Here is an 18754-nt window from a genome sequence, read left to right on the forward strand (position 1 = left end):
CCGAAGCAGAGTCGAAGAGTCCGGAAGAGAGCGGCCCAGCCATGCGCGTCTACGTCCCCCTGACCCTCCCCGGGCTCGCCGAGGCGCACAAGACGGGCGAACTGGGGACCGGTCCGTTCGTCGCCTACGCGGTCACGCCCGCGCTGCGTGAGTGGTACCTCTCCGACGACATGGAGGAACTGGAGTACGCCGCGCTCAACCGGGCCGCGCTGGCCTCGCTGCGGCTGCTGGCCGCCGCCCCGGACGCGCTGCGGCGCCGGGTGGTGGTCGCCGTCGACGTGCCCGACGGCACGGCGGCTGCCGACCCGGACCGCGGGCTCGACCCGGCGGCGCTGGGCGAGGTCCGGGTGACCGGGACGGTGGCGCTGGCCAAGGCGGCCTCGGTGCACGTCGACTCCGACGACGCGGAGGAGGACGTGACGGCGGCCGCCGGGGCGCTGGAGGCGGCGGACGGCGGGGACGACGACGCGCAGTTCGTCGTGGACGGGGCCGAGGACCACGAACTGCTCTGGTACGCCACACAGGAGATCCCGAACCTGGTGGGGCTCGGCGGCTGAAGCGAGGCCGGCGGGGTCCGACAGAGGTTGCCGGGGGCCGACGAGGCGGCTGTGACCTGCGGTGATGTGCCGGAGGTCTTGATTGTCAGCGCTGGCGGGTAGCGTTTTTGGCATGGGGAAGCACGAAAGCGCACACATTGTCTGGGACTGGAACGGGACGCTGTTCCACGACAACGACGCGATCATCGGGGCGACGAACGCCGCCTCGGCCGAGCTGGGCCTGGCGCCGATCACGCTGGAGCAGTACCGGGCGCTGTACTGCGTGCCGGTGCCGAAGTTCTACGAGCGGCTGATGGGGCGGCTGCCGACGGACGCCGAGTGGGAGGTCATGGACGTGATCTTCCACCGGTACTACGCCGAGCACCGCGTCAGGTGCGGGCTGACCGAGGGGGCGGCCGAGCTGCTGGCCGGGTGGCGTTCGGCGGGGCGCAGCCAGTCGCTGCTGAGCATGTACGTTCATGACGAACTGGTCCCGCTGGTGCGGGGGTTCGGGATCGAGCCGCACTTCATACGGGTGGAGGGGCGGGTCGGACCGTCGGGGGGCAGCAAGGCCGAGCACATGGTGCGGCATCTGCGGCAGCTGGCGGATGTGGCCCCGGGGCGGACCGTGGTGATCGGGGACGCGGCGGACGACGCGGTGGCGGCGCAGGCAGCGGGGGCGAAGGCGGTGCTGTACACCGGGGGGTCGCACGGGAGGGCGAGTCTGGAGGAGGCCGGGGTGCCGGTCGTGGACTCGCTGGCGGAGGCGGTCGAGGAGGCGGAGCGGCTGGTGGCGTGAGCGGTGCGGGTGGGCTGGGACGGGGGGTGTCGCTTACCGGCGCTGGCCGGGTGCCGCAGCTATGTAGCCGACGCGACTGCAGCGCCCCTTTAGGGGCGCGGGGAACTGCGCGACCAGCCCCCACGCACCCGCACCCTCACCACCCGTTTTCAGCCACCCCCCACTCCCATGTAGGCCAAGCCGGCGCAGTGCCCCTGTGCAGAACGTCAAAGTTCCACCCCCTGTTTTGTACACATACGGCTCATGACGGCCGCCCGGTCGGGAGCGATAGCCTTGGTGGCGTGATCAGCGCGATAGTTCGCGGGGGCATCGGTGCCCCTGCCCTGCGCCCGGTGAGCACGGAGCACCTCCGTGACCGGGTGGCGGTGGCTGGTCTTCCCGGGCGGAGGGCGCCGAAGGCGGCCCAGGCAGGAGTGCTGCCGAGAGCAGCGTCACACCTGCGGAGCAGCTCGAATATGGCTCAATACCCCCCGCTCGTCTCACCCTGCGGCATAGCGTCGGAGCAGACCGGAGAACCCGGCCGTGGCGTCGAGCCGCAGGGGGAAGATCCCGTACTTCCTTCTACGTCACGCAATGGCGCGCGACAGGAGCCAGAGGACAATGCAGACCAAGCTGGACGAAGCCAAGGCCGAGCTGCTCGATCGGGCCGCCCGGGTAGCTGAGAACAGCCCGGCCGGGGGGCACCTACCGACTGGGACGACGGGAGAGGCGGACCAGGAGTCCGTCTTCGCGTTCCTCCAGCGCTACTACCTGCACACCGCACCGGAGGACCTGGCCGACCGCGACCCGGTCGACGTCTTCGGCGCGGCCGTCTCGCACTACCGCCTCGCCGAGACCCGCCCCCAGGGCACCGCGAACGTCCGGGTCCACACCCCGAGCGTCGAGGAGAACGGGTGGACCTGCACCCACACGGTGGTGGAGGTCGTCACCGACGACATGCCCTTCCTCGTGGACTCGGTCACCAACGAGCTGACCCGGCAGGGGCGCGGGATCCACGTCGTCATCCACCCCCAGATCGCCGTCCGCCGCGACCTCACCGGCAAGCTGATCGAGGTGCTGCCCACCCCGGCCGTCGGCGAGGAACTGCCGCACGACGCGTACATCGAGTCCTGGATCCACGTCGAGATCGACCGCGAGACCGACCGCTCCGACCTCAAGCAGATCACCGCCGACCTGCTGCGCGTGCTCTCCGACGTCCGTGAGGCCGTCGAGGACTGGGAGAAGATGCGGGAGGCGGCCGTCCGCGTCGCCGAGAACCTCGGCGAGGAGCCGGTCCCCGCCGACCTGCCGCGCCCCGAGGTCGAGGAGGCCCGCGAGCTGCTGCGCTGGCTGGCCGCCGACCACTTCACCTTCCTCGGCTTCCGCGAGTACCAGCTGCGCGAGGACGACTCGCTGGCCGCCGTGCCCGGCACCGGCCTGGGCATCCTGCGCTCCGACCCGCAGCACGCCGGCGAGGAGGGCCACCCGGTCAGCCCCTCCTTCGAGCGGCTCCCCGCCGACGCGCGCGCCAAGGCCCGCGAGCACAAGCTCCTCGTCCTGACCAAGGCGAACAGCCGGGCGACCGTGCACCGGCCTTCGTACCTGGACTACATCGGCGTCAAGAAGTTCGACGCGGACGGCAACGTGGTGGGCGAGCGGCGCTTCCTGGGGCTGTTCTCGTCCGCCGCCTACACCGAGTCGGTGCGCCGGGTGCCGGTCATCCGCCGCAAGGTCGACGCCGTGCTGGAGCGGGCGGGCTTCTCGCCCAACAGCCACGACGGCCGCGACCTGATGCAGATCATGGAGACCTACCCGCGCGACGAGCTGTTCCAGACCCCGGTCCCGGAGCTGGAGTCGATCGTCACGTCCGTTCTCTACCTCCAGGAGCGCCGCCGGCTGCGGCTGTACCTGCGCCAGGACGAGTACGGCCGCTACTACTCGGCCCTCGTCTACCTCCCGCGCGACCGCTACACCACCGGCGTCCGGCTGCGGATCATCGACATCCTGAAGGAGGAGCTCGGCGGCATCAGCGTCGACTTCACGGCCTGGAACACCGAGTCGATCCTCTCCCGGCTGCACTTCGTCGTCCGCGTCCCGCAGGGCACCGAGCTGCCCGAGCTGTCCGACAGCGACAAGGACCGCATCGAGGCCCGCCTGGTCGAGGCGGCCCGCTCCTGGTCGGACGCCTTCGCCGAGGCGCTCAACGCCGAGTGCGGCGAGGAGCGCGCGGCCGAGCTGCAGCGCCGCTACACCAACTCCTTCCCCGAGGGCTACAAGGCCGACCACACCCCGCGCGCGGCGGTCGCCGACCTGGTCCACCTGGAGCGGCTCAGCGAGGAACCGGGCAACGACTTCGCCCTCAGCCTCTACGAGCCGGTGGGCGCCGCTCCCGGCGAGCGCCGCTTCAAGATCTACCGCAAGGGCGCGGCGATCTCCCTGTCGGCCGTCCTGCCGGTCCTGAACCGGCTGGGCGTCGAGGTGATCGACGAGCGGCCGTACGAACTGCGCTGCTCGGACCGGACGACCGCGTGGATCTACGACTTCGGGCTGCGCATGCCGAAGGTCTCCGGCGGTGGCAACGGCGACTACCTGGGCGACGACGGCCGTGAGCGCTTCCAGGAAGCGTTCGCGGCGACCTGGACCGGCCTGGCGGAGAACGACGGCTTCAACGCGCTGGTGCTGAGCGCCGGGCTGAGCTGGCGGCAGGCGATGGTGCTGCGGGCGTACGCGAAGTACCTGCGGCAGGCCGCCTCCACGTTCAGCCAGGACTACATGGAGACCACCCTTCGCAACAACGTCCACACCACCCGGCTGCTCGTCTCCCTGTTCGAGGCGCGGATGTCGCCGGACCGGCAGAAGGCCGGCCTGGAGATCACCGACGCCCTCCTCGAAGAGCTGGACGCGGCGCTGGACCAGGTGGCGAGCCTCGACGAGGACCGCATCCTGCGTTCCTTCCTGACCGTCATCAAGGCGACGCTGCGCACCAACTTCTTCCAGGAGACGGCCGACGGCAAGCCGCACTCCTACGTCTCCATGAAGTTCGACCCGCAGGCCATCCCGGACCTCCCGGCGCCCCGCCCGGCGTTCGAGATCTGGGTGTACTCGCCGCGGGTCGAGGGTGTGCACCTGCGCTTCGGCAAGGTCGCGCGCGGCGGTCTGCGCTGGTCCGACCGGCGTGAGGACTTCCGTACCGAGATCCTCGGCCTGGTCAAGGCGCAGATGGTGAAGAACACCGTCATCGTGCCGGTCGGCGCCAAGGGCGGCTTCGTCGCCAAGCAGCTGCCCGACCCGGGCGTGGACCGGGACGCGTGGCTCGCGGAGGGCATCGCCAGCTACAAGACGTTCATCTCGGCGCTGCTCGACATCACCGACAACATGGTGGCCGGCGAGGTCGTGCCCCCGCAGGACGTGGTCCGGCACGACGAGGACGACACCTACCTGGTGGTGGCGGCCGACAAGGGCACGGCGACGTTCTCCGACATCGCCAACGAGGTCGCCGGCAGCTACAACTTCTGGCTCGGCGACGCCTTCGCCTCCGGCGGCTCCGCGGGCTACGACCACAAGGGCATGGGCATCACCGCGCGCGGCGCCTGGGAGTCCGTGAAGCGGCACTTCCGGGAGCTGGGCGTCGACACCCAGAGCGAGGACTTCACGGTCGTCGGCATCGGTGACATGTCCGGTGACGTGTTCGGCAACGGCATGCTGCTCAGCGAGCACATCCGCCTGGTCGCCGCCTTCGACCACCGGCACATCTTCATCGACCCGAACCCGGACGCGGCCACTTCCTACGCCGAGCGCCGCCGCCTGTTCGACCTGCCCCGCTCCAGCTGGGGCGACTACGACACCGACCTGCTCTCGGCCGGCGGCGGGATCTTCCCGCGCAGCGCCAAGGCGATCCCGGTCAACGGCCACATCCGCGAGGCCCTCGGCATCGAGGAGAAGGTCACCAAGCTGACCCCGGCCGACCTGATGAAGGCGATCCTCGGGGCACCGGTCGACCTGCTGTGGAACGGCGGCATCGGTACGTACGTCAAGGCGTCGACCGAGTCCAACGCGGACGTCGGCGACAAGGCCAACGACGCCATCCGCGTCGACGGCGCCGACCTGCGTGTCAAGGTCGTCGGCGAGGGCGGCAACCTGGGCCTGACCCAGCTGGGCCGGATCGAGTTCGCCCGCCAGGGCGGCAAGATCAACACCGACGCCATCGACAACAGTGCCGGCGTGGACACCTCCGACCACGAGGTGAACATCAAGATCCTGCTCAACGGCGCGGTCGCGGACGGCGACATGACGGTCAAGCAGCGCAACAAGCTGCTCGCCGAGATGACCGACGAGGTCGGTGCCCTGGTGCTGCGCAACAACTACGCGCAGAACGTGGCGATCGCCAACGCGCTCGCCCAGTCCGGGGACATGCTCCACGCCCAGCAGCGGTACCTGCGCCACCTGGTCAGGGAGGGCCACCTCGACCGGGCCCTGGAGTTCCTGCCCACCGACCGCCAGATCCGCGAGCGCATCGGCACCGGCCAGGGCCTGACCGGCCCGGAGACGGCCGTCCTGCTGGCGTACACGAAGATCACGGTCGCCGACGAACTGCTGGCCACCACGCTGCCGGACGACCCGTACCTGAGCAGCCTGCTGCACGCGTACTTCCCGACGGCCCTGCGCGAGCGGTTCGCCGCCGCGCTCGCCACCCACCCGCTGCGCCGCGAGATCACCACCACCGTCCTGGTCAACGACACGGTCAACACCGGTGGTACGACCTACCTGCACCGGCTGCGCGAGGAGACCGGGGCCTCCCTGGAGGAGATCGTCCGGGCGCAGACCGCGGCCCGCGCGATCTTCCGCTCGGCCCCGGTCTGGGACGCGGTCGAGGAACTGGACAACAAGGTCGACGCTGCCGTCCAGACCCGGATCCGGCTGCACTCCCGCCGCCTGGTGGAGCGCGGCACCCGCTGGCTCCTCAACAACCGGCCGCAGCCGCTCCAGCTCCTGGAGACCGTCGACTTCTTCTCCGAGCGGGTCGAACAGGTCTGGCAGCAGCTGCCGAAGCTGCTGCGCGGCGCGGACCTGGAGTGGTACCAGCACGTGTACGACGAGCTGTCCGGCGCCGGCGTGCCCGCCGAGGTCGCCACCCGCGTGGCCGGCTTCTCCTCCGCCTTCCCGGCGCTGGACATCGTCTCGGTGGCCGACCGCACGGGCAAGGAGCCGCTGGACGTCGCCGAGGTCTACTACGACCTCGCCGACCGGCTCGGCGTCACCCAGTTGATGGACCGCATCATCGAGCTCCCGCGGGCCGACCGCTGGCAGTCGATGGCCCGCGCCTCCATCCGCGAGGACCTGTACGCGGCCCACGCGATGCTCACCGCCGACGTGCTCGCCGCGGGCAACGGCACGTCGACGCCCGAGCAGCGCTACCAGGCCTGGGAGCAGAAGAACGCCGCGATCCTCGGCCGGGCCCGGACCACCCTGGAGGAGATCCGCGGCTCGGACTCCTTCGACCTGGCCAACCTCTCGGTGGCCATGCGGACGATGCGGACGCTGCTGCGCACGCACTCGTAGTCGTACGAAGCAGCCGTACGAAGCAGCCGTACGAAGCAGTCGTACGACATGAAAGGCGCCCCGGGCCGGTGACGGTCCGGGGCGCTTTCTTTCCTGCCGGTGTTTGTTCTTGCCGATATCCAGGGGGAAACGGACGCTGAATTTACCGTTTCCTGCTAATCCGGATGTCTCGGATATGGTCTGCCCTGTGACAGTGCAACTCACGGTGGCGCGGCCGGTCCCGCACGTCGTCCTCGAAGTCGTGAAATTCGGGGTCGTCGGCGGCAGCGGTGTCCTCGTCAATTTCCTGGCCTTCAACCTGCTGCTGCACGGCCTGCGTTGGCCGGCCATGACCGCGACGGTGGCGGCCAGCTGCCTGGCGATGGCCACCAATTACGTGGGCTTCCGGTTTTTCGCCTATCGCGACCGGGCCTCGCGCACACGACAGCAGATCGCACTTTTCTTCGTGTTCAGCGGCCTGGGTGTCGTGCTGGAAAGCGGTCTGTTCTACGCCGGTTATCACGGCCTCGGTCTCGACGGGCCGCTGGAATCCAACGTGGTGAAGGCGCTGTCGATCGTGCTCGCCTCGGCCTTCCGCTTCCTCGTCTACCGGACGTGGGTGTTCCAGACGGACACGAGCCGCGCCGTGTGACGACGGCGCGGCTCATGGGCGTCAGCAGGTCATGCTTCAGGACGGCTGGGCGGCCTTCGGCTGCGGCTTGGGCTTGGGCTTGGCCTTCGTCTTGTCGGACTTGTCGCCGGTGAAGGCCTCGTACTCGGCGAGGACGTCCTCGGTCGGCCCGTCCATGCGCAGTACGCCGCGCTCCAGCCACAGCACCCGCTCGCAGGTGTCGCGGATGGACTTGTTGTTGTGGCTGACCAGGAAGACCGTTCCCGCGTGCTGGCGCAGTTCGCGGATCCGCTCCTCGGACCGCATGCGGAAGGACGCGTCACCGGTGGCCAGGGCCTCGTCGATGAGCAGGACGTCGTGGTCCTTGGCGGCGGCGATGGAGAAGCGGAGCCGGGCGCCCATGCCGGAGGAGTAGGTGCGCATCGGGAGGGTGATGAAGTCGCCCTTCTCGTTGATGCCGGAGAAGTCGACGATGTCCTGGTACCGCTCCTTGATCTCCTCGCGGGACATGCCCATGGCCAGGCCGCCGAGGTAGACGTTCTTCTCGCCGGTCAGGTCGCCCATCAGGGCCGCGTTGACGCCGAGGAGGGAGGGCTGGCCGTCGGTGTAGATGGCGCCGTTCTCCACCGGGAGCAGGCCGGCGACCGCCTTGAGCAAGGTCGACTTGCCGGATCCGTTGGTGCCGATCAGGCCGATCGCCTCGCCCTTGTAGGCGACGAAGGAGACGTTCTTGACCGCGTGCACCTTGCGGACGCCGGCCGCCTGCTCCGCGTGCTTGCGGCGCAGCATGCGGTTGAGGGCGGCGGTGGCGGAGCCGCGTCCGGCGCCGGTGCCGTTGACCCGGTAGACGATGTCGACGCCGTCGCAGACGACGGTGGGGACGTCGCTCACGGTGCGGGGCTCACGCACGGTGGGGGTGTCGCTCATGCCGGTGTCGTCGCTCATTCTGGGGGTGTCGCTCACGTTGTCAGCCACGGCCGTACGTCTCCTCAGCCTTCCAGAAGTAGATGAACCCGCCGACGCCGAAGAGCAGGGCCCAGCCGGTCGCGACGATCCACACGTGCGGCGGCAGCTGGCTGGCGTGGAAGCTGTCGATCAGGGCGAAGCGCATCAGGTCGATGTAGACGGCGGCCGGATTGTCCTTGAGTACCGGGTTCACCCAGCTCGGCAGACCGTGGTGGTTCTTGGTCAGCTTGTCGATGTTCCACATGACGCCGGAGATGTACATCCAGGTGCGGAGCACGAACGGCATCAGCTGGGCGATGTCCGGCGTCTTGGCACCCCACCGGGCCATGATCATCGCGAAGCCGGCGTTGAAGGTGAACTGCAGGATCAGCGCCGGGATGGCCAGCAGCCAGGAGGCGGCCACCGGAACGCCGAAGCAGAGCAGGATGACGACCAGGGCGGCCATGGAGAACAGCAGCTGCTGGAGCTGCTGGAGGCAGAAGGAGATGGGGAGCGCGGCCCGCGGGAAGTGCAGGGCGCGGACGAGGCCGAGGTTGCCCGAGATCGCGCGGGTGCCGACCATGATCGAGCTCTGCGTGAACGTCCAGATGAACACGCCCGTGACGAGGAACGGGATGTAGTCGGGGACGCCGCGCTTGGTGCCCAGCAGGATGCCGAAGATGAAGTAGTACACCGCGGCGTTCAGCAGCGGGGTCATGACCTGCCAGACCTGGCCGAGCTTCGCCTGGGCGTACTGGGCGGTGAGCTTGGCGGTGGCGAACGCGGTGATGAAGTGCCGCCGCGCCCACAGCTGGCGGATGTACTCCGGCAGGGAGGGACGGGCGCCGCTGACCGAGAGACCGTACCGGGCGGCGAGCGCCGCGAGGTCGTCCTCGGCCGTGACCGGGGCCGGGGGCGGTGTGTGAAGGACCTGGGTCACATCCGCTGCTTTCACTCGGGGGGTGGGGGTGCGGCGTCCGGCTGGGCGCCGGGCCCGTACATCCGGCGTTTCCTTACGCTTCTCTTCACGTTTTCTTACGTCGGGACGGGACCGTATCGTCGCAACGGGAGCGTAGGCCGAGTTGGCGTCGGAACGCAACCGTTTCGTCGTCACGGACGGATGTGTGCCGTAACACTTTCGAGGTCATGACGCGACCGATTCGTTGCGGTGTGTTGCGGGCACGTGTTCGGTACGGCGGTGAGCTGGGGCGTGTTCAGCGCGACCGGGTTGCGGCCGCGTTGCGGCGTTCGGGTGGCGGCTCGGTGCCGGGGCGTCGTCGGAACGCAACCGTTTCGTCGTTACGCCCCTATGCTGGGAGGCATGACGACGAACGCCGAGGAGTCCCAGACGCGTCCGCGCCGACGAGCCCCCGCCGGGGCGGCCGTCCTCCGCGAGGACGTGACCGAGGCCATCCGGGCCGCCGTCTTCGAGGAGCTCGCGGCGGTCGGGTATGCCCGGATGTCCATCGAGGGCATCGCGCGCCGCGCCGGCGTCGGCAAGACCGCCGTCTACCGCCGCTGGCGCTCCAAGCTGCACCTCGTCCTCGACGTCGTCTCCGCCCTCGCCGTGATGGGCCTGCCGGTGCCCGACACCGGTTCCCTGGAGGGCGACCTGCGGCTGCTGTACGAGGTCACGTCCCGTGCGCTGCGCCACCCGGTCGCCTCGCAGATCATCCCGGACCTGCAGGCCGAGGCGGCCCGCAACCCCGACATCGCCGAGGCCATGCAGAAGACGCTGCGCGAGGGCCAGGAAGGCGTCGCCAGCAAGATCATCGAGGCGGCGCAGCGGCGCGGTGAACTCGCCGAGGGCCTCGACGACGACCTGGCCATGGACCTGATCTCCGGCCCGCTGTACTGGCGCTCGGTGGTGATCCGCACCCCGAAGCTGCCGAAGGGGTATCTGGCGGCGCTGGCCCGCGGGACCACGGAGGCGCTCAAGGCGCTGTAGCCACTCGACCGTGGATGTCACAGGCGCTGCGGCCGTCTCGTCGTAGAGGGCGCAGACATCCTCGAACAGGGAGTGGACGATGAACCTCGCGCTGTGGATCACCGCCGGGCTGCTCGCCGCGGTGGCGCTGGCGGGCGGGATCAGCAAGACGTTCGTGCCCCGGGAGAAGCTGGCCACGGCGCACGGGGGCGGCTGGACCGGTGACGTCGGCGACGGTTTCGTGCGGACGCTCGGCATCCTCGAACTCCTGGCCGCGGTGGGCCTGGTGCTGCCCGCCGTCACCGGCATCGCGCCGGTGCTGGTGCCGGTGACCGCCGCCGCCTGGATCCTGCTGATGATCGGCGCGATGATCACCCACGGCCTGCGCGGCGAGCGGGCGTTCGTGGCGCTGAACCTGTTCTATCTGGCGCTGGCGCTGGTCGTCGCGGTGGGCCGGTTCGGCCCGGGCTCCTTCTGAGCAGACTCCGACGGACAAGGGGGAGTGGACGTGATGGACAGGACCGAGGAGTTCCAGGAGCTGCGGCCGCTGCTGTTCTCGATCGCGTACCGGCTGCTGGGCAGCGTCGGCGAGGCCGAGGACGCCGTCCAGGAGGCCTGGCTGCGCTTCGCCGGCTCACCGACGGAGGTCAGGTCGCCGAAGGCGTTCCTGTCGGCGGCGGTGACCCGGATCTCGATCGACGTGCTGCGCTCGGCCCGGGTCCGGCGCGAGGTGTACGTCGGCCCGTGGTTCCCCGAGCCGCTGCTGGCCGACCCCTACGAGGACCCGGTCCGGTCGGCGGAGCTGGCCGACTCGGTGTCGATGGCGGCCCTGCTGCTCCTGGAGCGGCTCAGCCCCCTGGAACGCGCGGTCTTCGTTCTGCGCGAGGTGTTCGACTTCGGCTTCCCCGAGGTCGCGTCGGCGGTGGGCCGTTCGGAGGCGGCCTGCCGCCAGTTGGCGGTCCGGGCCCGGCGCCACATGGCCGAGGGCCGCCCCCGTTTCGAGGCGGACCGCAGGGAACGCGACGAACTGGCCGCACGCTTCTTCGAGGCCCTCCACGAAGGCGACCTGGCCGGCCTGCAGGACCTGCTCGCCGCCGACGTGTCGCTGGTGGGCGACGCCGGCGGCAAGGCCCCGCAGCTGGCCCGCGCCGTGCTGGGCGCCCCGAACGTGGCCCGTCTCCTCGCCGCCGTCGTCCCGTTGCTGTTCCGGATCGACGTCACCTGCGAGCAGCACGAGGTCAACGGCCAGCCCGGCGCGATCTTCCGCGACCGCGACGGCAAGGTCCTCCAGACCTTCGCCCTCGACATCCTCGACGGCCGCGTCCAGGCGATCCGCCTGGTCCTCAACCCCGACAAACTCGGCCACGTGGGCCCGGTGGCGGACGCCTGGGCCATCGCCGAGGAAGTCAAAAAGGTCCGCAGGACCGTGGAGTGACGGAGCCTCACGTACCGGGGTGGCTGGGGTGGTGGTCAGGCGTGCACCGGGTGGATGGGCCGGTGGTCTCGCGCGCTCGGTGGCCGGGTCCGTCGCGTCGCGCACCGGGTGGATGGGCCGGTGGTCTCGCGCGCCCGGCGCCGAGCCGTGGCGTCACGTGCCCGGTGGCCCGGCCGGTGTGTCAGCCCCGGGCGGCCTCCGGATGCAGGCGTACCCAGCCGTCCCAGGCCGAGGCGATCATGTCCTGGACGTCGTGTTTGGCCTTCCAGCCGAGTTCGGTGGTGATGCGGTCGGCTGAGGCGACGACGCGGGCCGGGTCGCCGGGGCGGCGCGCGGTGACGGCCGCGGGGAGGTCGTAGCCGGTGACGGCGTTGATGCGGTCGATCATCTCGCGGACCGAGACGCCCTCGCCGCGCCCGATGTTGAGGGTGAGGGCGCGGCCCGGCTCGGCCTGGAGGGCGCGGGCCGCGGCCACGTGGGCCTCGGCGAGGTCCACCACGTGGATGTAGTCGCGGATGGTGGTGCCGTCCGGTGTCGCGTAGTCGTCGCCGAAGATGCGCGGCGCGGCGTGCTCCGTGAGCTTCTCGAAGACCATCGGGACGAGGTTGTAGACGCCGACGTCGGCGAGTTCGGGGCGGGCCGCGCCGGCCACGTTGAAGTAGCGGAGCGAGGCGGTGGACAGGCCGGTGGCCCGGCCCGTCGCGCGGACCAGCCACTCGCCCGCCAGCTTCGTCTCGCCGTACGGCGACATCGGCACGCACGGCGTCTCCTCCGTCACCAGGTCGACGTCCGGCATGCCGTAGACCGCCGCGGAGGAGGAGAACACGAAGGACGGGACCCGGGCCTCCGTCACGGCCTGGAGCAGGACGCGCAGGCCTTCGACGTTCTCGCGGTAGTAGTGCAGCGGACGGTCCACCGACTCGCCGACCTGCTTCTTCGCCGCCAGGTGCACGACCCCGGTCACCTCGTGCTCGGCCAGCACGCGCGCGACCTTCTCACCGTCGAGGGTGGAGCCCGTCACCAGCGGCACGTCCTGCGGCAGGCGCTCGGCGATGCCGGTGGACAGGTCGTCGTACACCACCGTCCGCTCGCCCGCCTCCGCCATCGCGCGTACGACATGCGCCCCGATGTAGCCGGCGCCGCCGGTGATCAGCCAGGTCATGTGTGGCCGTCCCCTTCGTGAGTTGGCCCGTGGTGTTCGTCAGCCGCGGTCACTCCTCAGTGAACCAGGTGCCGCCGACATCTGCGGACGGGCGACCTGACGCAACGCGGTCATGCGGACACGTGACGTGTTCTCGCGGCGGCGGGTGGCGCACCACAGCCGGGTGAGGGAGAGTACGGCAGCCGTGGCCAGCAGGCCGTTGCGGGCGAGCATCAGCAGGCAGCCGGTCCAGGTGCAGTGGACGACCTCGGCGTAGAACGCCGGGTAGGCGACGGCGCTGAGCGCGGTCGCCGCCAGGACGAGCGCGGCGACCGGGCGCTGGGTGGTGTGCCGTGAGGTCAGGCAGACGGCGGCCAGGCCCAGCAGCCAGATCATGTACTGCGGACTGATCACCCGGCTGGTGACCGTGAACAGGAGTACGGCGCTCAGCGCCGCGTCGTACGGGGTGGCCGGGGACCAGTGCCGGGCCCGTACCCGCCACAGAAGCAGCAGCGCGAAGGCGGCCGCGGTGAGCGCGAGGGAGGCCGTCGCGACCGCCCGCACATGCGGGCCGACCAGTTCGATGGCGCCGTACTGGTAGCGGGTGGTGCCCCGCCAGCCGGCGTGCCGTGCGAGGCTCAGCGCGGTCCCGCCCAGCGACTCGATCTGCACGCCCCGGCCGCCCTGCTGACGGAGGAACGCGAGCGGGTTGCGGAACGACACCACGAAGACGGCGAGGGTCACGGTCCCCGTCAGGGCCGCGGTCAGCCATGCGCTGCGGGTCGGACGCCCGCGCTCGAGGCCCAGCAGCACCAGCGCCGGCCACACCTTCACCAGCGCGCCCAGCGCCGCGAGCGCACCGCACGCGCGCGTGGAGCGCGACAGCGCCAGCAGGGAGAGCACGGCGAAGGCGGTGACCTCCACGTCGTAACGGGCCAGCGGGAGGTGCAGCAGGAGAGGCAGGCCGCCGGTCCACAGGGCCGCGCCGAGCAGGGTGCGGCCGGGGCACCTGCCCGCGCGGGCGAGTGCCGCCGTGACCAGGGCGTCGGTGGCCAGGGTGAGTGCCACGAACGCCTGGAAGTAGCTCAGTCCGGGCACCAGGCCGGGCGCCAGCAGTACCGCGCCGGCGCCCGGCGGGTACTGCCACAGCGTGTCGTGCGCCGGGAACGCGCCGTGCGACAGCACGCCGTACCAGTGGAAGTACAGCCGCCACACTTCGCGCGCGACCGCTCCGTGACCCAGGGGTCGCTCGTTGTTGTGGGCGAGGAGCCACAGCATCAGCGCGCGCGTGGCGGTCCAGGCGACGGCGAGTCGGAGGAGCGGGGGGAAGGGACGTGGCGGGAGGTGCGGGGGGAGGTGCGAGTGGCCGGACGGGCGGCGCAGACGCGGGAGTCGAACAGACGGGGCGAACGGGACGCGCGGAAGCGGAGTGTACGGGTGACGATTCATCGACGGCGAGCGTAAGCCGCGCGGATGGTGTATCCATGCCGATACGCCGTCATTACCCGGCAAAGGTTGGCTAATCGCAAAAGATCGGGCCGTGGTGAGTATCGGGCCTCTCGTAAAAGCACATCCGCGAACGACGCGAACAGAAGACGACAGCCGGCCGGCTCCACGGAGTCGGCCGCGCCCGTTCGGCGGCCCGCCCCGGTGGCCGCGCGCCGCCCGGTTCCTCGCCGTGGCCGCCCCGGCCGCGGTGATGCTCGCCGTCGGGTTCTGGGGGCTGCACCGCGGCGGCATGTGGCGCGACGAGGCCGTCACCTACCAGGTCGCCCGGCGCACGGTGCCGCAGATCTGGCTGCTGCTGCACGACGTCGACGCGGTGCACGGCCTGTACTACCTGCTGATGCACTTCGTCCTCGCCGCCGACCCCGGCCACCCCGGCGAGGTCGTCCTCCGGCTGCCCTCGGTGTGCGCGGCGGCCGGTACCGCGGGCCTGGTGGCCGCTCTCGGCAGCCGCCTGGCCCGGCCGCGCGTCGGCCTGTGGGCCGGGCTGCTGTACGCGGTCACCCCGCTGGTCGGCCACTACGCGCAGGAGGGCCGCTCGTACGCCCTGGTCGCCGCGGGCGCCACCGGCGCGACGCTGCTCCTGGTCCGGGCGGTGCGGGAGAAGGGGCGGCGGGCCTGGTGGTGGTACGGCGCCGTCCTCGGAGTCACCTGCTGGCTGCACGAGTTCGCCGTCCTGCTGCTGCTCGCACACGCGGGAACCCTGGCGCTGGCCCGTTCGTCGGGAAGGGTGTGGCGGCGGTGGGGCTGCGCGGCCGGGGGCGTGGGGCTGTCGCTGCTGCCGATGGTCGTGGTCTCGCACGGACAGTCGGCCCAGGTGGCCTGGCTGCGGGAGCCGGACGTGGAGACCGCGCAGGAGTTGCTGCGCCAGTACCTGGGACCGACCGACCGGGTGTACTGGGTGTGCCTGGCGCTCGGGCTGCTCGGACTGACGCGGCTGGTGGGCAGGCGCGGCGAGGTGACCCTCGCGGCGGTCGCGCTGCCGCTCGCGGTGCTGCCACCGGTGGCGCTGATGCTGGCCTCGCAGTTCACACCGCTGTACGTCGACCGGTACGTGCTGTACGCGCTCGCCGGGGCGCCGTTGCTGGTGGCGCTCGGTGCGGACCAGATCGCCCGGGTGCTCGGCCGGCTCTGGCCCCGCGGCGCGCAGGCGGCGCCGTCCCGGTCGCACGCGCTCACCCTGGCCGGGGTCCTGGCGGTTCTCCTCGCCTTCACCCACCAGCTGCCGCTGCTGCGGGCGGACCGGGTGCCGGGCACCCGTCCGGACGACCTCGGCGCGGTCGCGGCGGCCGTGGCCCGTGTGCTGCGGCCCGGCGACCCCGTGCTGTTCCTGCCGGCCCACGCGCGCGGGGCGGAGCTCGCGTATCCCGCCGACTTCAAAGCCACGAGGGATGTTGCACTGGCCGAACCGGGGGCGGAGTCCGGGACGTTGTACGGGCGCGAGGTGGGGGTGGGGACGCTGCGGCGGAGGTTGGCGGGGGCCGACGAGGTGTGGGCCGTGATGGAGAAGTACGCGCTGGTGAGCGGGTATCGGCCGCGGTTGGGGACGGAGCGGGCGAAGTTCGCTGTGCTGAACCAGCAGTTCGTGCTGCGGGAGGAGATGGTGATCGACCGTATTGCTGTGAGGTTGTACGTGCGGCCGATTCGGGGGGGTTCGGAGGAGTCCGGGCTGCAGACCGGCGGGGGCCGGTCGCGCCCACGCGGCGGCAGCCGCACATCGACAACAGCCCCGCGCCCCTGAAAACCTGGAAGCAGAGGGCGCTTCAGCGGGAACCCTCTTCCAGGGCTGCCGCGTCCAGAGTCCCCGTCAGTTGATCCAGTCGCGCCTTCAAGTCGCGGATCTCCTCCACGTCGAAGCCCGTCGCCGCCACGATCCTCCGCGGTACCTCCAGCGCCCGCTCCCGCAGTGCGGTTCCCTCCTCGGTCAGCCGTACGTCCACCGAGCGTTCGTCGAGCGCGCTGCGCTCGCGGTGCACCAGGCCCGCCGCCTCCAGGCGCTTGAGCAGCGGGGAGAGGGTGCCGGAGTCCAGGCGCAGGTGTTCGCCGAGCTTCTTGACCGGCAGGTCGCCCTGTTCCCACAGCACCAGCATCACCAGGTACTGCGGGTAGGTGAGCCCGAGGTCCTTGAGGATCACGCGGTAGACGCCGTTGAAGGCGCGGGACGCGGCGTGCAGGGAGAAGCAGATCTGGCGGTCCAGGCGGAGCCACTCCGCCTCGGGCGCGGGGCTGGGGGTCGGGGTCGTCGCGGTCATGGCTCAATCGTAGCGCTTGCGGGTCATTTAGTTGTGGGCAATTGAATTGTGTGCTCTACTTGTCGTCGTGAGGGCGGCGGGAACGGGAGCCGCCGGACACCGATACTTCGAGTACTTCGAGAGGGATGGTCTTCCATGGACGCCATCTACACCGCAGCCGCCACCGCCACCGGCCGGGAAGGACGGGCGGTCAGCTCGGACGGCCAGCTGGACCTCACGCTGGCGTTCCCGCCCGCGCTGGGTGGCAACGGCCAGGGCACCAACCCCGAGCAGCTCTTCGCCGCCGGTTACGCCGCCTGTTTCGCCAGCGCCCTCGGCGCCATCGGCCGCCAGGCCAAGGTCGACACCGGCGAGATCTCCGTGACCGCCGAGGTCGGCATCGGCAAGGACGAGTCCGACGGCGGCTTCGCGCTCAAGGTCACCCTGCGCGTCGAACTTCCCGAGGCGCTCGCCAACGAGACCGGCGAGAAGCTGGTCCACCAGGCCCACGAGTACTGCCCCTACTCCAAGGCCACCAAGGGCAACATCCCGGTCGAGCTCGTCATCGAGTAACCGGTCGAGCGACCAGCGGTACGGGGGACGCGTCCCCCGTCCGGGTGAGCCGCGCGAGCACCTCCCCGGTTCGCCGGCTCCAGTCCACCACCACCGCCTCCGCGGGCAGCCGCTCCTGCCGTGTCAGCAGCAGCCAGCGCACCCGGGGGCGGTGGTCGTGCCCGTCGGTCAGGTCGATGCCGTACCCGGGGAGCAGCCGGAGGGCGTAGTAGGCGTCCGTGACCACCGCTTCCCCCGGGCCGATGTGCCGGGCCGCCCAGTCGTACGACGGCCAGCGGGGCGGCTGGACGAAGCCGACCGGGTCCACCGAGCGCGGTACGACCGCCCCGGCCTGCGCGGCCAGAAAGCCCAGGCAGACCCCGCCGGCCGCGGCCCACCCCAGCAGCCGCCGCCACCTGCACCAGGGCCGCTCCGCCGTGAGCTCCACGGCGAGCGCACACTGCGGCGCCAGCAGAACGAGCCCGAGCAGCCCGACGAGCCGCCCGCACACCAGCACCAGGCACTCCAGGGCGAACAACAGCACGAGCGGATCACACCAGGCCGCAGACCGCACCGCACCGCGCACCGCCGCCCCGCCCGCCTGCCGTGCCCGCAGCCACAGTGCCGGCAGCCCGAGCAGGGCCAGCCAGCACTGGCCTGCCCATCCACCCGGACCGGCGTACGCCCCGTACGGCGACGGCGGCAGCACGCGCGCGTGCGTCCCGAAGACGAGCGCTGCCGCCGCCACCGTGCACACCAGCGCCCACCGCCCCCACAGCGCGAACCGCCACCCCCGCTGCCACCCCGCCACGAACGCCACCGCCCCGGCCGCCGCGCCCGCCCCGGTCACCGGGTCGATCAGCGCCACCGTCCCGTACAGCAGGCCGAGCGCCGCGTAGCCGGACAGGCTGCGCAGGCCGCTCGGGCCGACGTAGCGCACCCGGCGCAGATCGCGGGCGCGGGCGCCGGTCAGGGCCCAGGCCCAGAGGGTCAGGCCGAGGGCGAACGCGGACGGATAGCCGAGGCTGCCGGTCAGCGGCAGCAGGGCCAGCGAACCCCCGCCCCACGCCGGCCGTGTGCCCCACAGCACGGAGAGGAAGGCCAGCGCCAGCACCGGCGCCCACGGGCGCGGGGTGAGAACGCGGACCAGGCGGCCGAGTCCCGTCAGCAGCACCAGCAGGTTCAGCGGGCCGCACGCCCGCAGCAGCTGCCACCCCGTCAGTCCGGTCAGCCGTGCGAGCGCGCCCTGGGCGAGTACGTACGGGGAGGCGGCGGTGCCCGTCAGGCCCGCCCGCAGCCGTGCCACCGCCGCCGCGTGCAGTCCGGCCTCGCAGCACGGCGGCACCCGCCAGTACGCCAGGGTCATCAGCAGCCAGAACAGCAGGCCGAAGACCTGGTACGGGGTGAGTCTGCGGACGCGGCCGCCGCGCAGGGCGGTGGAGCCACGTGTGGCGCGCCGGAGCAGGGCGCCGGTGCTCACCGGAGGAAACGGACGGGACGGACCATTTGCCAAGTGTTCCCGTCCGCCCCGACC

The 18754-nt window shown here is 71.3% G+C and carries 15 protein-coding genes; 9 read left to right on the forward strand and 6 right to left on the reverse strand.

Annotation, left to right across the window (positions count from 1 at the left end):
• The first annotated feature begins 41 nt into the window (after positions 1-41).
• The 4 genes from ACZ4UV_RS51140 to ACZ4UV_RS51155 all read left to right on the forward strand — a co-directional run bounded on the left by ACZ4UV_RS51140 (position 42) and on the right by ACZ4UV_RS51155 (position 7504).
• Positions 42-557: a DUF6912 family protein gene (locus ACZ4UV_RS51140; protein ID WP_451017369.1), complete on the forward strand. Its 516-nt coding sequence runs from the start codon at positions 42-44 to the stop codon at positions 555-557.
• Positions 558-669: 112 nt separating this feature from the next.
• On the forward strand, positions 670-1335 hold the full coding sequence (locus ACZ4UV_RS51145) for an HAD family hydrolase (protein WP_390042469.1): 666 nt from the start codon (positions 670-672) through the stop codon (positions 1333-1335).
• 600 nt (positions 1336-1935) lie between these two features.
• Entirely contained in the window at positions 1936-6873 is a 4938-nt protein-coding gene (locus ACZ4UV_RS51150; protein WP_451017368.1) for an NAD-glutamate dehydrogenase, read from the forward strand.
• 187 nt (positions 6874-7060) lie between these two features.
• Positions 7061-7504: a GtrA family protein gene (locus ACZ4UV_RS51155; RefSeq protein ID WP_451017367.1), complete on the forward strand. Its 444-nt coding sequence runs from the start codon at positions 7061-7063 to the stop codon at positions 7502-7504.
• 36 nt (positions 7505-7540) lie between these two features.
• On the opposite strand, the gene ACZ4UV_RS51160 is transcribed toward ACZ4UV_RS51155, so the two are convergent.
• Together ACZ4UV_RS51160 and ACZ4UV_RS51165 are read right to left on the reverse strand one after the other, a co-directional pair.
• Positions 7541-8410 (reverse strand): ABC transporter ATP-binding protein, encoded by an 870-nt coding sequence (locus ACZ4UV_RS51160; RefSeq protein WP_451017375.1) that lies wholly within the window; start codon positions 8408-8410, stop codon positions 7541-7543.
• A gap of 40 nt (positions 8411-8450) precedes the next feature.
• A complete protein-coding gene (locus ACZ4UV_RS51165; protein ID WP_451017366.1) occupies positions 8451-9368 on the reverse strand; it encodes an ABC transporter permease in 918 nt (305 codons plus the stop codon).
• 369 nt (positions 9369-9737) lie between these two features.
• On the opposite strand from ACZ4UV_RS51165, the gene ACZ4UV_RS51170 reads away from it, so the two are divergent.
• The 3 genes from ACZ4UV_RS51170 to ACZ4UV_RS51180 all read left to right on the forward strand — a co-directional run bounded on the left by ACZ4UV_RS51170 (position 9738) and on the right by ACZ4UV_RS51180 (position 11790).
• Entirely contained in the window at positions 9738-10376 is a 639-nt protein-coding gene (locus ACZ4UV_RS51170; protein WP_351499617.1) for a TetR/AcrR family transcriptional regulator, read from the forward strand.
• Between the two features lie 79 nt (positions 10377-10455).
• Positions 10456-10833 (forward strand): DoxX family protein, encoded by a 378-nt coding sequence (locus tag ACZ4UV_RS51175; protein WP_451017365.1) that lies wholly within the window; start codon positions 10456-10458, stop codon positions 10831-10833.
• Between the two features lie 33 nt (positions 10834-10866).
• On the forward strand, positions 10867-11790 hold the full coding sequence (locus tag ACZ4UV_RS51180) for an RNA polymerase sigma-70 factor (RefSeq protein WP_451017364.1): 924 nt from the start codon (positions 10867-10869) through the stop codon (positions 11788-11790).
• A 181-nt stretch (positions 11791-11971) separates the two neighbouring features.
• On the opposite strand, the gene galE is transcribed toward ACZ4UV_RS51180, so the two are convergent.
• On the reverse strand, positions 11972-12952 hold the full coding sequence (galE, locus tag ACZ4UV_RS51185) for a UDP-glucose 4-epimerase GalE (protein ID WP_467849967.1): 981 nt from the start codon (positions 12950-12952) through the stop codon (positions 11972-11974).
• A 39-nt stretch (positions 12953-12991) separates the two neighbouring features.
• Entirely contained in the window at positions 12992-14209 is a 1218-nt protein-coding gene (locus ACZ4UV_RS51190) for a glycosyltransferase 87 family protein (RefSeq protein WP_451017362.1), read from the reverse strand.
• A 421-nt stretch (positions 14210-14630) separates the two neighbouring features.
• Here ACZ4UV_RS51190 and ACZ4UV_RS51195 point away from each other — a divergent pair, with 421 nt between their 5' ends.
• Positions 14631-16178: a glycosyltransferase family 39 protein gene (locus tag ACZ4UV_RS51195; RefSeq protein WP_467850035.1), complete on the forward strand. Its 1548-nt coding sequence runs from the start codon at positions 14631-14633 to the stop codon at positions 16176-16178.
• Positions 16179-16200: 22 nt separating this feature from the next.
• Here ACZ4UV_RS51195 and ACZ4UV_RS51200 read toward each other — a convergent pair whose 3' ends face one another.
• Positions 16201-16689, reverse strand: coding sequence for a MarR family winged helix-turn-helix transcriptional regulator (locus ACZ4UV_RS51200; RefSeq protein ID WP_351499605.1), 489 nt, complete (start codon positions 16687-16689; stop codon positions 16201-16203).
• A gap of 135 nt (positions 16690-16824) precedes the next feature.
• Here ACZ4UV_RS51200 and ACZ4UV_RS51205 point away from each other — a divergent pair, with 135 nt between their 5' ends.
• The gene (locus tag ACZ4UV_RS51205) at positions 16825-17241 is read left to right on the forward strand and encodes an organic hydroperoxide resistance protein (protein WP_351499603.1); all 417 of its coding nucleotides are present in this window, start codon (positions 16825-16827) and stop codon (positions 17239-17241) included.
• Here the strand turns inward: ACZ4UV_RS51205 and ACZ4UV_RS51210 are convergent.
• A complete protein-coding gene (locus ACZ4UV_RS51210; protein ID WP_467849974.1) occupies positions 17231-18700 on the reverse strand; it encodes a hypothetical protein in 1470 nt (489 codons plus the stop codon). The two genes, ACZ4UV_RS51205 and ACZ4UV_RS51210, sit on opposite strands and share 11 nt — an antisense overlap.
• Positions 18701-18754: the final 54 nt, after the last annotated feature.

It is taken from the genome of Streptomyces sp. NPDC028289 (assembly GCF_055565975.1).